Here is a 13,635-nt window from a genome sequence, read left to right as displayed (position 1 = left end):
CAGAACGAGACCGCAGCCGTCCGTCCACCGGCCCAGTTGCCGCCCGTCACGCACACGCCGGCGACGACCCCCGCGACCAGCCTTCCCGCCGAGGTGCCGGCCGCTGCGCAACCTGTTGCTGCGCAGCCGGCCGCTGTGCAGTCGGCCGCCGTGCAGCCGCCCGCCGTGGCGGCCGACGCGCGCCCGACGACCGGCGACCTCGGTCCTGCGACGTCCGAGGCCCCCGCGGTCCGCTCGGGTCGTCGGCTCGTGGCCGGTGGCCGGTTCGAGGGGCCGCTGCACGAGCGGTCGTTCGACGACGTCCACCCCGTGCTCGAGACCCGGCCACGACCCGAGCGGCAGCGCAGCGGTTCGCACGCGGCACCCGCGGTGCGTGACCGGGTCGCGACCGGCCCGGGGTCGCACACCGCGCCTCCTGAACCGGTCCTCCGACGGTCGCGCGACCGGTCCACCGCCCGGCGGCCGGGCCCGGCCGTCATGGGCGTGCTCAACGTCACGCCCGACTCGTTCAGCGACGGCGGTCGCCATCTCGACCTCGACGCCGCTCTGGCCCACGCTCGCGTGCTCGTCTCGCGGGGGGCCGACATCGTCGACGTCGGCGGGGAGTCGACCCGGCCCGGTGCCGTCCGCGTCGAGCCCGCCGACGAGCTCCGTCGGGTGCTGCCGGTCGTCCGCGAACTGGCGTCCGAGGGGGTGCGCGTCAGCATCGACACGATGAACGCGTCGACCGCCGCCGCCGCGCTCGAGGCCGGTGCCGAGATCGTCAACGACGTGTCGGGCGGTCTCGCCGACGGTGACATGGCCCGGGTCGTCGCCGAGAGCGGCCGCACCTTCGTGGTCATGCACTGGCGCGGTCGGCTCGACGGCTCCGGGCACGCACCCGCCGCCGCGTCGCGTGACTACGACGGCGACGTCGTCGGCACCGTCGCCGACGAACTCGCCGCACGCGTGGACGACCTCGTGGCCCGGGGCGTGGACCCGTCGACGATCGTGCTCGACCCGGGACTCGGGTTCTCGAAGGACGCCCTGCAGAGCTGGCAGCTGCTCGCCCACCTCGACGTCCTCGGGCGGCTCGGCCTTCCCGTGCTCGTCGCCGCGTCGCGCAAGCGGTTCCTGGCCGACCTCCTGCCCGAGGGGGCGCCGCCCGTCGACCGCGACCCCGCGACCGCCGTGATCAGCGTGCTGGCGGCGCAGGCCGACGTCTGGGGCGTGCGCGTCCACGACGTCGCCGGCACCCGGGCCGCCCTCGACGTGCTGCAGGCGTGGACCGAGGCCGCCGCGGCTCCCCGACGACCGGCGAGGCACGCGTGAGCGGCGGCGAGCCCGGGCCCGTCGGTGCGACCGGTCCCGTCGGTGCGACCGGTCCGGCCGACGTGCCGGTCCTCCGCGCCCGTGGGCTCGACGTGCTGCGTCTCAGCGGCGTGCGGGCGACCGGCCACCACGGCGTCTTCGACCACGAGCGCCGCGACGGGCAGGAGTTCGTCGTCGACGTCGTCGTGCACCTCGACACCACGCCCGCGGCGTCCGGCGACGACCTCGGCGAGACGGTGCACTACGGCGTGCTGGCCGAAGAGCTCGTGGCCGCCGTCGAACGCGACCCGGTCGACCTGATCGAGACCCTCGCCGAGCGCCTCGCCGGCGTCGTCCTCGCACACCGAGCGGCCGTCGCCACCGAGGTCACCGTGCACAAGCCGGGTGCCCCCATCACCGTGCCGTTCGGCGACGTGTCGATCACGATCAGCCGGGAGCGCGCGTGAGCGGCCCGAGCGCGAGCGTGAGCATGGGCGGCCCGAGCGTGAGCGTGCCGCGCGTCCGCCGTGCCGTGATCGCCCTCGGCTCGAACCTCGGCGACCGCGACACCCTGCTGCGCGAGGCCGTCCGGGCCGTCGACGAGACGCCCGGCATCACGGTGGTCGCCGCGTCGGCCCCCGTGTGGTCGACCGCCGTCACGCTCGACGGCCTCGATCCGAGCAAGCCGACCTACCTCAACGCCGTGCTGCTCGCCGACGTCACACTCGACGACGACGCCCTGCTCGACGCGCTGCAGGCGATCGAGGCCACGCACGGTCGGACCCGCGACGTCCGGTGGGGTGACCGGACCCTCGACCTCGACGTCGTCGCCCTCGACGACGAGCGCATCGACACCGAGCGCCTCCAGGTGCCGCACCCCCGCGCCGCCGAGCGCGCGTTCGTGCTCGAGCCCTGGCTCCAGCTGGACCCGGAGGCGCGGCTCGCCGGGGCAGGGCGGGTCGCCGACCTCGCGTCCCGGCTCACCGAGCGCACCCGTCCCGTGCCGGGGGCGACCTCGCTGCTCGACCCGGCGCCGGACGCCTCGACCGACCCCGCCACCGACCTCGCCCCCGACCGCAGCCCAGGAGCCCCGTGAAGCACACCCGCCCCTCCACCCTGGTCGGCCTGATCATCGTGGCCGTGGCCGCCGGCTTCGTCCTCGACTCGGTGCTGGTCGCCATGCGTCAGCCGTCGATCGTGCTGCCCGTCGCGCTCGGCCTCGTGCTGCTCGGCATCGGCGGTGTCGTCGTCTCGATGGCCGTGCCCGTGCACCGCGTCGCGACCGGGTCGAGCAAGGAGCGTGTCGACCCCTACTACGCGACGCGCGTGCTGCTGCTGGCCAAGGCGAGCAGCCTGGCCGGTGCTCTGTTCGGCGGCTTCGCCGGGGGAGTCCTGCTGTTCGTCCTCTCCCGTGGCGTGGGGGTCGCTGTAGGCTCGCTCGTGCCCGCGATCGTCGCCGTCGTCGGCGGTGCGGGGCTGCTCGTGGCCGGCATCGTCGCCGAACGCATGTGCACCGTCCCGCCCGCCGACGACGAGCACGGCCAGGGCCCGGGGACGCAAGCGGTCTGACCGCCCGCGGCCCCACCGCCGTCGCACGACGAGACCGTCGCACGACGAGACGGCCGCAGGGCAAGACCGCGACACGACATCGCTGCCGCACGACACAGACGCCGACCGGAAGAGACGCCGACATGGACCGACTCGACATCCCCGACGCGCAGTGGACCCGCGTCTCGCCCCGGTACGTCTGGCCCGAGCTGATCGGCTACCTCGTCACCGGGCTGATCGTGGCCGCCGCCACCGTCCCGCTCTGGTTCATCGGCGAGTGGTGGTGCTACGGGATCACCGCCGTCGTGGTCGTCGTCACCGTGATCGTGGCCGCCCTGACCCCGCGGCGCGTGCGGGCGATCGGCTACCAGCTGCGCGAGGACGACCTGCTGCTGCGCAAGGGCATCCTGTACCTGCGGGTCGTCGCCGTGCCCTACGGGCGCATGCAGCTCATCGACATCAACCGGGGCCCGGTCGTCCGGGCGCTCGGTCTCAGCGACCTCAAGTTCGTCACCGCCGCCGCCGCGTCGGCCGTGACGATCCCGGGCGTCCCCGCCGACGAGGCCGAGCGGCTGCGCGACCGCCTCGTCGAGCTGGCCGAATCGCGGCGGGCCGGCCTGTGAGCGACCCCCGCACCGGTGCGGACGGGGGCGGGGGCCGACCCGCGCCTCCGGACGTCGCCGCCCTCACCGACGGCGAGTGGCACCGCCTGCACCCGGCCACCCCGCTGCTCAAGGGCGGCATCGCGCTGGCCGCGGTGCTCGTCATCCTGTTCAACAACGCGCGCGAGTACGTCGTCGAGCTGTTCGTGCCCGGCGGCCGGCGGGGCGACGAGGGCGACCCGTTCGGCTACGTCGTCGACCAGGGCTGGCTCGGCCTGCTGCTGCTGGCCGTGGTCGTCGTCATCGCCCTGTTCGTCGGCGGGTTCTGGCTGTCGTGGCGCATGCACACGTTCCGGGTCGGCGACGACGTGGTCGAGGTGCGCAGCGGCATCGTGTTCCGCACCAACCGGCGGGCACGGCTCGACCGCATCCAGGGCATCAACATCCAGCGCCCGCTCCTCGCCCGCGTCTTCGGCGCCGCCAAGCTCGAGGTCAACCAGGCCGGGCAGGACGCCAACGTCAACCTCGCCTACCTGCGCTCGGCGTCGGCGGACGACCTGCGTCGCGAGATCCTGCGGCGCGCGGGTGGGGCGCAGCAGCCGCACGCACCGGCCCCGAGCGCGGCCGGTGCGCCGGTCGATGCGACGGCCGGGGGCACGGGCGGTGCGACCCACGCCGCCGCGGTCGCCGGGACCGCGACCCCAGCAGCTCCCGGGCACCCCGACGCCCAGGCCCCGCACCGGCAGGGCTTCGGCGGCCTCGTCGAGCAGCGCGCGAACGAGTTCCTCGCGCCCGAGCTCGACCCCGACGAGGCGCCGCCGCAGTCGGTCGTGGCCCTCTCGCCCGGCCGCCTGATCGGGTCGACCGTCCTGAGCGGCTACACGCTGTTCCTCCTGGCCGCCGTCGTGGCGATCGTGATCAGCGTGGTCACGACGGGCGAGTGGTTCCTACTCTTCGTGCTGCTGCCGGCCGTGCTGGGCTCGGGCGGGTTCTACGTCAACCGCATCACGAAATCGCTGCGCTACACGATCGCCGGCACGCGCGACGGGGTCCGCATCGGCTACGGCCTGTTCTCGACCTCGAACGAGACGCTGCCGCCCGGCCGCATCCACTCGGTCAAGGTCAGCCAACCGCTGCTCTGGCGCCCGTTCGGCTGGTGGGACGTCAAGATCAACCGCGCCTCGCGCTCGAGCACCAAGGGTGCCGCCGGGCAGGAGAACACGACGATCCTGCCGGTCGGCGACGAGGACGACGTCCGCCGCGTCCTCGAACTGATCCTGCCCGAGCTGGTCGGCGTGGCCGCCGTGGGCGTCGCCACCGAGGAGGCGCGGGCCGGGTCGAGCGCGTCGGCCGACGTCCCCGAGGCGGTCGCCTCCGCGACGGGCGCGCCTGCGACGGGCGCAGCCACGGACGCCTTCTCGAACGACGAGGCCGCGCCTCCTGCCCTCGGTGGCGAGGTGCTCGGGGACGCGACGTCCGTGGCCGGCGAGGCCGCGCCTCCTGCCGTCCGCGACGCCGTCGAGGCGACGACCGAGCACACCCTCTCGCTCGTCGAGGGCGGCCTGAGGTCGAGCGGCACCGACGGCGGGTTCACCGTGTCGCCGCGGCGGGCCGCCGTGCTGCGCTGGTTCTCGTGGCGCCGCAACGGATTCCGCACGGCGCCGGGCGCGCTGCTGCTGCGCAAGGGCGCGATCTGGCGTCAGCTCGTCATCGTGCCGCTGCCCCGGGTGCAGAGCGTCGGGCTCGTGCAGGGTCCGTTGCGCCGCCGGCTGCGGCTCGCGACCGTGCACCTGCACACCGTCCAGGGGCCGATCGTGGCCGAGATCGGCGCGCTCGACCAGGACGACGCCCTCGGCTTCTTCACGACCGCCGGCCGCGAGGCGGTCGCCGCCGCCCACGCCGACCGAACCCACCGCTGGAGCGAGGAGACCCCGTGACCGACCCGTCCCCGCGTGACCCGCGCGACGACCCTCGCCGGCCCGCGGGCGGCTCCGACCGCCGCAGCGGCCGCCTCGGTGTGGGCATCGTCGGTGCCGGCCGCGTCGGGCCCGTGCTCGGCGCCGCACTCGCCGCCGCGGGTCACGCGATCGTCGGCATCTCGGCCGTGTCCGAGCGCAGCCGCGACCGGGCCGAGGCGATCCTGCCGGGCGTGCCCGTGCTGACCGTGCCCGAGATCGTCGAGCGCAGCGAACTCGTGCTGCTCGCCGTCCCCGACGACCAGCTCGCGGACCTCGTGCAGGGCCTCGCGGCGACGGGCACCTGGCAGCCCGGCCAGCTCGTCGTGCACACGTCGCCCCGTCACGGGCTCGAGGTGCTGCGGCCCGCCCTCTCGTCGGGGGCGATCCCGTTGGCGATCCACCCGGCCCTCGCCTTCACCGGCACGACCATCGACCTCGTCCGGCTGCGCGACGCCTGGTGTGCCGTCACCGCGCCGACCCCGGTCCAGCCGATCGGGCAGGCGCTCGTCGTCGAGATGGGTGCCGAGCCCGTCGTCGTCGCCGAGGCCGACCGGGCCCGCTACGCCGAGGCCATCGCGACGGCCACCGAGTTCTCGGCCGCGATCGTCGCCCAGTCGGTCGGACTGCTGACCGAGCTGGGCCTGCCCGAGCCCGGCCGCCTGCTCGCGCCGCTGATGCGGTCGGCCATGGACGCCGCCCTCGGCGAGGCCGGCGGCGCGGTCGGCCCCGGTACCATCGACATGGCCTCGTTCGACGACGGCCCCACCGCGTTCGGTGACCCGCGCGCCTGACCCGGCCCGCGCCTCCCGCCCCCTCCACCACCCCAGGAGCACCTGACACATGACCGCCGCGCCCGACCCGACCACCACCCCCGACGACGACGCGGCCACCGCCGCGCGCGAGGCGTCGGAGCAGAAGCAGGTGCGGCTGGACAAGCGCGCCCGCCTGCTCGAGGCCGGCGTCGAGGCGTACCCGGTCGGCGTGCCGATCACCGACACGATCGGTGCGGTCCGCGCCCGGTACGCCGAGCTCGAGACCGACAGCCGCTCGGGCGACGTCGTCGGGCTCGCCGGCCGCGTCGTGCACGCCCGCAACACCGGCAAGCTCTGCTTCGCCGCGCTGCAGGCGGGCGACGGCAGCCGCATCCAGGCCATGGTCTCGCTCGCCGAGGTGGGCGAGCAGCGCCTCTCCGACTGGAAAGAACTGGTCGACCTGGGCGACCACGTCTTCGTGAAGGGCGAGGTCATCTCGTCGCGTCGCGGCGAGCTGTCGATCATGGTCAGCGAGTGGTCGATCGCGGCCAAGGCGATCCTGCCGCTGCCGAACCTGCACTCCGAGCTCAGCGAAGAGACGCGCGTGCGCCAGCGCTACCTCGACCTGATCGTGCGCGACCAGGCCCGTGCGACCGTCCGCGCCCGGGCCGCCGCGGTCTCGTCGCTGCGCCGCACCTTCGACTCGTACGAGTACCTCGAGGTCGAGACGCCCATGCTGCAGACGATGCACGGTGGCGCCGCGGCCCGGCCGTTCCAGACGCACAGCAACGCCTTCGACACCGAGCTCTACCTGCGCATCGCGCCCGAGCTGTTCCTCAAGCGGGCCGTCGTCGGCGGCATCGACCGCGTCTTCGAGATCAACCGCAACTTCCGCAACGAGGGCGCCGACTCGACGCACTCGCCCGAGTTCGCGATGGTCGAGGCGTACCAGGCCTACGGCGACTACGACCAGATGGCCCGCCTCACGCAAGAGCTCGTGCAGAACGCCGCCATGGCCGTCTCCGGCTCGCACCTCGTCACCCTGGCCGACGGCACCGAGTACGACCTCGGCGGCGAGTGGGCCCGCGTGCCGATGTACGAGTCGCTCAGCGAGGCGGCGGGCGTCGAGATCACGCCGTCGACCGCGGTCGCCGACCTGCAGGCGCTCGCCGCCACGGTCGACCTGGTCGTGCCGCACGAGACCCACGGCAAGCTCGTCGAAGAGCTCTGGGAGCACTTCGTCAAGCCGTCGCTCGACCGCCCGACCTTCGTGGTCGACTTCCCGGTCGACACGAGTCCGCTCGTCCGCCAGCACCGCTCGAAGCCCGGCGTCGTCGAGAAGTGGGACCTCTACGTCCGCGGCTTCGAGCTCGCCACCGCGTACTCCGAGCTGGTCGACCCGGTCATCCAGCGCGAGCGCTTCGTCGAGCAGGCCGCCCTCTCGGCCCGCGGCGACGCCGAGGCCATGCGCCTCGACGACGACTTCCTCACCGCGCTCGAGCACGGCATGCCGCCGAGCGGCGGCATGGGCATGGGCATCGACCGCCTGCTGATGGCGATCACGGGTCTCGGCATCCGCGAGACGATCCTCTTCCCGCTCGTCAAGTAGGGTTCGCGCGTCGAGTGCAGGAGGCGCGGTGCCGGTCGGGCACCGCGCCTCCGTCGTCTCGTCGTCGAGAGGTGCACGTGGTTTTCCCCGGGAGGGCGACGTACCCTGGTCGGGTGCCTGAGTCCCTTGCCGGAGCCATCGTCTTCTCCGTGACGCCCACCATCGTCGTGGGCCTCATCTTCTGGTTCATCGTCCGGGCACTGCTGCGCTCCGACCGCACCGAGCGTGCCGTCTACGCGAAGGTCGAGGCCGAAGAGCGCGCCAAGGCCGAGGCCGAGGAGCGCGCCGAGTCGCGCGACCTGGCCGAGCGGGCCGGCGTCGCGGCTCGGGCCGACCGAGCCGACCGCACCGGCCGCAGCGCGGTCTGACCCCGCTCCGTCCCACCACCGGGGGCGTCGCCGACGCGCGCGTCCTCGGGTCACGGCACCGCGCCTCCCGGGCTCGCGGTGCCGTTCGTCGCACCCCGACAGATCAGCGGCCGAGTTTCCGGTGAGCAACCTGAGAATGTGTACCCCCGCCGTGCTAGCACCCGCCTATACCCGTTCCGGGCTGCTGTCAAACGTCGTTCGCCTTCGTACCCCGTCGGTGTCGAAACTCTGGATGTGCGCTCCGAGAAGTCCCGCGAGGGCCTGCGCCAGCTTTTGGCGGCCCGCTCCCGCACGCCAGACTTTGAGTACGCCGACGAGCTTCACGAACTAATCGACGCGACACCAGGTCAGTACTCGAGCAGGGAGAGAACGATGACGACCACTTCCGTCACCACGCGCAACACCACCACAGCGACCGACGACACCGAGGTCGAGGTCCTGTCGCAGGTCCGAGGGGCCTCCACCGACCAGGTCGGCGACTACCTCCGCCACATCGGTCGCATGCCGCTGCTCGACGCAGCCGAAGAGACCGAGATCGCCCGCCGCATCGAGGTCGGCCTGTTCGCCGGCGAGAAGCTCAAAGAGCTGCAGGCGGCCGACGCGGTCAAGAAGAACCGCACCAAGGCCCACGCCGAGATGCTCCGCGACCTCCGCTGGCTGCAGCACGACGGCGAGCGTGCGAAGGACCGCATGATCACCGCGAACCTCCGCCTCGTCGTCAGCATCGCCAAGCGCTACACGCAGCGCGGTCTGCCCTTCATGGACGTCATCCAAGAGGGCAACCTCGGGCTGGTCCGTGCCGTCGAGAAGTTCGACTACACGCAGGGCTACAAGTTCTCGACCTACGCCACCTGGTGGATCCGTCAGGCCATCGCCCGCGGCCTCGCCGACAAGGCCCGTGCCATCCGCATCCCGGTGCACACGGTCGAGCGCATCAACCGCATCTCGCGGGCCGAGCGCGACCTGACCGTCGACCTGGGCCGTGCGCCCACCGTCGACGAGGTCGCCGAAGAGGTCGCCATGGAGGTCGCCGACCTCATCGAGCTCAAGTCGCGGTCGCACGAGCCGGTGTCGATCCACACCGTCGTCGGCGATGCCGAAGACAGCGAGCTGGGCGACTTCATCGAGGACGAAGAGACCCCGTCGCCCACGCAGGCCACCGAGAGCTCGCTGCTCAACCGCGACATGCACGCCCTCGTGGCGACGCTGCCCGAGGACGAGGCGCGCGTGATCCGCATGCGCTTCGGCCTCGACGACGACCAGCCGATGACCCTCGACGAGATCTCCAAGCGCGTCCACTCGTCGCGCCAGGCGGTGTCGCGGGTCGAGAGCCGTGCACGCCTCCGCATGTTCGCGAAGGCCGTCAGCCAGGACCTGCAGCTGTACCTGCAGTAGGTCGCACGTCGCACCACGCAGGGGCCGTCGCCCCGGGTCATCCCGGGCGGCGGCCCTTCGTCGTGCCCGTGCCCCTCGCCCCTTGCCCCTCGTGTCGGCCCGCCTCGCCGGTCGTGCGTGGTCTCTCGCACCGCGCCTCCTCGGCCTCGGACCCTCGAGTGGGCAGAAACTGCTCTTCCGGGGTCGCCCAGCAGCATCTTCTGCCCACTCGTCATGGATCGGTCCTGCCAGCCGGGGCCCAGTTCTGCCGAGTGGGCAGATGGTGCTCTTCGGCGGGCACGGAGCAGCACCTTCTGCCCACTCGGGCGGTGGGTCGTCTGGTCCCCAGGGCCGATGTGCTCGCACCTGTCCCGAGGTGACGACCTCAGGAGGCGCGGGCCGCGTCCCAGCGGTCAGTCTCGATGGGTGCCGCGCATCGTCGTCCCCCTCCCGCTTGCCGATCGCCCCTTCGCCGTCGACGAGGCCCGCCGTGCAGGTCTCGGGGTAGGGCGTCTCCGGGGAGCCGACCTCGAGGCTCCGCACCGCGGCGTCCGGCGCCTCGTCGGCCGGGGCTCCGACCCGCACGACCCGTACGACCCGTATGACCCGTATGACCCGTATGACCCGTATGACCCGTATGACCCGTACGACCCGTACGACCCAGAGTCCGCCCTGCTGGCAAGTGCCCGGGCGTTGCTTCCGGTGATGCTCGACGACTGGCGTTTCTCCCGGGTAACGGCCCTGGGTCTCTGGGGGCTCCCGGTGCCGTGGCGGGTCCGCGACGGCAGAGAACCCCTGCACGTTACCTCGACCGACGGACGGGGTCCACGTCGGCCGGGCGTCGTGACGCACCGGGCGCGGTCGCCCCTCGACGTCCAGGGTGTGACGAGTGCGGGTGCGGCATCGACCGGGTCAGCTCGTCCCAGGTTGCTGGCCGACGGTCTGCCGGTCGACGATCCTGTCGTCGCCTGGGTGGAGAGCGGGTCTCTGGTGACGGTCGACGACCTCGTCCGTGCCGGTGATGCGCTCCTCGGCTCCTGGTCCGAGCACGACGTGGCGCGGGAGCGCACCGTCGACGAACTCCGACGCGCGGTGGCGTCTGCACGGGGTCGACGTGGTGTGGGCCGTGTGCGCGAGGCCTTCGAGCTCGTGCGGCCAGGGGTCGAGTCGCCGAAGGAGACCGAACTCCGCCTGCTCCTGACCCGGGCGGGGCTCCCTGAACCCGAGATCAACGTCCGCACGTACGACCAGGCCGGGCGATATCTCGGCAAGCCCGACCTCCGGTACGCGTGGTGCAAGCTCGCCGTCGAGTACGAGGGCGACGAACACCGCCGCGACCCGTGGAGGTTCCGCACCGACATCCTCCGCCGCGAGCGTTTTGCCGACGCCGGGTGGCGGACCGTCCGATGCACGGACGACGACCTCCGCGGCCGCCGGGCTGACGAGCTCGTCGCCCGCGTGCGTAGGTGTCTCTCGTGACCCGATCGAGTGGGCAGAAGATGCTGTTAGTCGGAGTCGAAGCAGCACCTTCTGCCCACTCGCGAGATCGTCGGTCGGCCTCTTGGGCCCGGACGACCGTCGACAGGGGAGGCGCGGGGCGGTACCGTGAGCGGACCAGGGCCACGAGGTGGCCGGGCCACGAGAGGCTCCACGAGAGGGGTGATGAGCATGACTGCCGTCAACGCACACCACGCGTACCCCACTCACCCCGAGACCCTCCGCCCGTAGCGACAGCCGCGCGACGCTCGTCGCGCCCGCCGGGCCGGTCTCACGCCTCCCCTGGAGCACCGCTTGACCTTCTCCGACGATTTCGTCGTACCCACCTTCTCCACCGTCGACCCCGACGCCGACCAGCGCTGGTCCACCTGGCCGGCCGCCACCCCCACCGAACGCGGGCCCCGGCCCTGGCCCGCCTGGGTCGTCACCTCCGCCGCCGCGATCGACACCGAGCTCGGCGTCGTCAAGAGCGGCAAGGAGGCCGACGTCCACCTGATCGACCGAGCCGTGCCGGCGGACGTCGTGCTGGGCGCCGGTGACGGAGCCCGCGCCTCCTTGCTGGCCGCGAAGCGGTACCGCGGGCCCGAGCAGAGCGACTTCCACCGCTCGTCCGAGTACCGCGAGGGCCGTCGCGTGCGCAACACCCGCGACGGCCGGGCGATGGCGCGCGGGTCGGCCCACGGGCGCCGGGTGCAGGCCGGACTCTGGGCGGCGGCCGAGTTCGACGCCCTGAGCCGCATGCACGCCCTCGGCGTCGCCGTGCCGTACCCGGTGCAGATCAGCGGCACCGAGATCCTGATGGAGTTCGTCGGGCACGGGACCGAGGCCGCCCCACGTCTCGCCCAGGTCAAGGACGACGGCGCCACGCTGTGGCCGTTGTTCGAGCAGGTGCACGAGATCGTGATCGGCTTCGCCCGGGCCGGCTTCGCGCACGGGGACCTCTCGCCGTACAACCTGCTCGTCCACGACGGACGGATCGTCGCCATCGACGTCCCCCAGCTCGTCGACGTCGCGAGCAACCCGACCGGACTCGACCTGCTCGAACGCGACTGCCGCAACGTCTGCGCCTGGTTCTCCCGACGCGGGTTCGTGCGTGACCCCGAGCAGGTCCTCGCCGAGGCGCTGGGCGAGGTGTACTAGCCGGGGGCCTGCCGGGGCCGGGGCCGGGGCCGGGGCTGGGGCCAAGGACGGGGCCGGTGCCGCAGGACTCGGGCAGGGCGGGCGTGTCCGTGGGAGTCGGGCGTGCGTGACCGCCCGTCGTCGCCGGACCCGCCCGGGTTCGTGGCGGGCAGCACGGGGCCGAGCCCCACGACGGCGGCAGACCGCAGGAGGTGCGGTGCGCGACCACCGCGCCCCGCGCCTCCTGCGGGCGGTCGCGTCCGAGCACCGGGAGTCACGCACGGCGGCGGCGGTCGAGTGGTCCCGAATCGTCCTTCACAGCCGGGCGAACGACGATTCGGGACCACTCGACCGGCGACCCGTGGCACGGACCCGTCGTGTCGCCTCCGTGCCCCGCGCCTCCTGCAGGCGGTCGCGTCAGTGCACGGGGCTGATGCCGGTGACGGCGGTGTCGTCGTCGTGGGCGACACCGGCGATGCCGCCGGCGCGTTCGGCGCGCTCGCGGAAGCGGGCTCGCACGTCGGTCGGGACGAGCTCGAGCAGCTGGTCTTCTCGCAGCGGCAAGTCGAGCAGGCTGAGCTTGAGGCGGCCCTTGCGACCGTGCCGGTCCGCGTCGAGCCGGATCACCTGGCCCGCGTCACGCCGCAGCACGAGCTTGATGACGCAGCCCTCGCTGACGTCGGCGACCACGCGGCCGTCGACCTCGAGCGCCGCCGAGTGGGTGCCGTCGCCGATCTCGAACCGCAGCTGCTCGCGCGGGCCGAGGACGACCGAGCGGTCGATGCCCGACATCGGCGCCACCGGGGTGACCACGACGGCGGCGATCGCGGGCGACAGGATCGGCCCGCCCGCGGCGTAGTTGTAGGCGGTCGACCCGGCCGGCGTCGCCGCGACGATGGCGTCGGCCTTGTAGTAGCCGTAGGGCGTCTCGTCGAGCACGAGGTCGGCCGAGACGACGCCCTCGCCCGGGCGGCGGGCCACCGAGGCGTCGTTGAAGGCCAGGTAGGTGTTCTCGAAGCCGGTCGTCGAGTGCGTGACCTCGAGGGCGTGGTGCGGTTCGAGCGAGAACTGCTTCTGGCCGACGCGGTCGAGCGCCTCGGGCAGTTCGTGCGGCTCGACCTCGACCAGGAAGCCCACGTTGCCGTAGTTGACGCCGAGCACGGGCACGGGCCGTTCGGCGACGAGCCGCATGGCGCCGAGCATCGTGCCGTCGCCGCCGAGGGCCACCACGACGGTGACGCGCTCACGGAAGGTGCGCTCGTCGACCAGCTCGACGCCGTCGCCGACCCGGGCCGCGTCGGAGGTCATGGCGACGAGGTGCGCCTGTGAGCGGGTCGTCCAGCCGCGGATGATCTCGACGCTGTCGAGCACCGACTTCGTGGGGTGCGGAACGAGGCCGACCGTGAACTTGCCCATGGACGCGAGGCTAACCGGTACCCCTGTCAGCCCGCCTGCGCACTGCTCTATGCCCCCAGCGAACAGGGGCAGATTAAGCCCCGAGGCCTGGTTACTCTCTCT

General features: G+C 73.2%; 13 protein-coding genes. 12 read left to right on the top strand and 1 reads right to left on the bottom strand.

Annotated elements, in window-relative coordinates:
- Window positions 1-477: 477 nt before the first annotated feature.
- The 12 genes from folP to ASG28_RS12350 all read left to right on the top strand — a co-directional run bounded on the left by folP (window position 478) and on the right by ASG28_RS12350 (window position 12,138).
- Window positions 478-1,311: a dihydropteroate synthase gene (gene folP / locus ASG28_RS17110; RefSeq protein WP_055977586.1), complete on the top strand. Its 834-nt coding sequence runs from the start codon at window positions 478-480 to the stop codon at window positions 1,309-1,311.
- On the top strand, window positions 1,308-1,757 hold the full coding sequence (gene folB / locus ASG28_RS12400) for a dihydroneopterin aldolase (protein WP_235477780.1): 450 nt from the start codon (window positions 1,308-1,310) through the stop codon (window positions 1,755-1,757). Before folP ends, folB begins: the two co-directional genes overlap by 4 nt.
- Window positions 1,754-2,386: a 2-amino-4-hydroxy-6-hydroxymethyldihydropteridine diphosphokinase gene (folK, locus tag ASG28_RS12395; protein WP_235477779.1), complete on the top strand. Its 633-nt coding sequence runs from the start codon at window positions 1,754-1,756 to the stop codon at window positions 2,384-2,386. The genes folB and folK overlap by 4 nt, the downstream gene beginning before the upstream one ends.
- On the top strand, window positions 2,383-2,859 hold the full coding sequence (locus ASG28_RS12390; protein ID WP_055975593.1) for a DUF3180 domain-containing protein: 477 nt from the start codon (window positions 2,383-2,385) through the stop codon (window positions 2,857-2,859). Before folK ends, ASG28_RS12390 begins: the two co-directional genes overlap by 4 nt.
- Before the next feature lie 122 nt (window positions 2,860-2,981).
- On the top strand, window positions 2,982-3,461 hold the full coding sequence (locus tag ASG28_RS12385; protein WP_055975590.1) for a PH domain-containing protein: 480 nt from the start codon (window positions 2,982-2,984) through the stop codon (window positions 3,459-3,461).
- On the top strand, window positions 3,458-5,377 hold the full coding sequence (locus ASG28_RS12380) for a PH domain-containing protein (RefSeq protein WP_055975587.1): 1,920 nt from the start codon (window positions 3,458-3,460) through the stop codon (window positions 5,375-5,377). The genes ASG28_RS12385 and ASG28_RS12380 overlap by 4 nt, the downstream gene beginning before the upstream one ends.
- An 80-nt stretch (window positions 5,378-5,457) precedes the next feature.
- Window positions 5,458-6,189 carry a Rossmann-like and DUF2520 domain-containing protein gene (locus ASG28_RS12375; protein WP_055977580.1) on the top strand — a complete coding sequence of 244 codons (732 nt, stop codon included), beginning with the start codon at window positions 5,458-5,460 and terminating at the stop codon, window positions 6,187-6,189.
- A 49-nt stretch (window positions 6,190-6,238) separates the two neighbouring features.
- Window positions 6,239-7,759, top strand: a complete 1,521-nt coding sequence (lysS, locus tag ASG28_RS12370; RefSeq protein ID WP_055975583.1) for a lysine--tRNA ligase — start codon at window positions 6,239-6,241, stop codon at window positions 7,757-7,759.
- A 113-nt stretch (window positions 7,760-7,872) separates the two neighbouring features.
- The gene (locus ASG28_RS16145) at window positions 7,873-8,127 is read left to right on the top strand and encodes a hypothetical protein (protein ID WP_082454628.1); all 255 of its coding nucleotides are present in this window, start codon (window positions 7,873-7,875) and stop codon (window positions 8,125-8,127) included.
- 372 nt (window positions 8,128-8,499) lie between these two features.
- Window positions 8,500-9,522, top strand: a complete 1,023-nt coding sequence (locus ASG28_RS12360; RefSeq protein ID WP_054145811.1) for a sigma-70 family RNA polymerase sigma factor — start codon at window positions 8,500-8,502, stop codon at window positions 9,520-9,522.
- A 405-nt stretch (window positions 9,523-9,927) separates the two neighbouring features.
- A complete protein-coding gene (locus tag ASG28_RS16480) occupies window positions 9,928-10,980 on the top strand; it encodes a hypothetical protein (RefSeq protein WP_157485718.1) in 1,053 nt (350 codons plus the stop codon).
- Window positions 10,981-11,292: 312 nt separating this feature from the next.
- Complete coding sequence (locus ASG28_RS12350) at window positions 11,293-12,138, top strand: serine protein kinase RIO (protein ID WP_235477777.1); 846 nt, start codon at window positions 11,293-11,295, stop codon at window positions 12,136-12,138.
- A 396-nt stretch (window positions 12,139-12,534) separates the two neighbouring features.
- Here the strand turns inward: ASG28_RS12350 and ASG28_RS12345 are convergent, their stop codons facing one another.
- A complete protein-coding gene (locus ASG28_RS12345; RefSeq protein ID WP_082454624.1) occupies window positions 12,535-13,533 on the bottom strand; it encodes an NAD(+)/NADH kinase in 999 nt (332 codons plus the stop codon).
- Between the last annotated feature and the right edge of the window lie 102 nt (window positions 13,534-13,635).

The sequence above is a fragment of the Frigoribacterium sp. Leaf415 genome, assembly GCF_001424645.1.
Lineage (GTDB): Bacteria > Actinomycetota > Actinomycetes > Actinomycetales > Microbacteriaceae > Frigoribacterium.
This window is presented reverse-complemented; position numbering and strand designations above follow the sequence as displayed.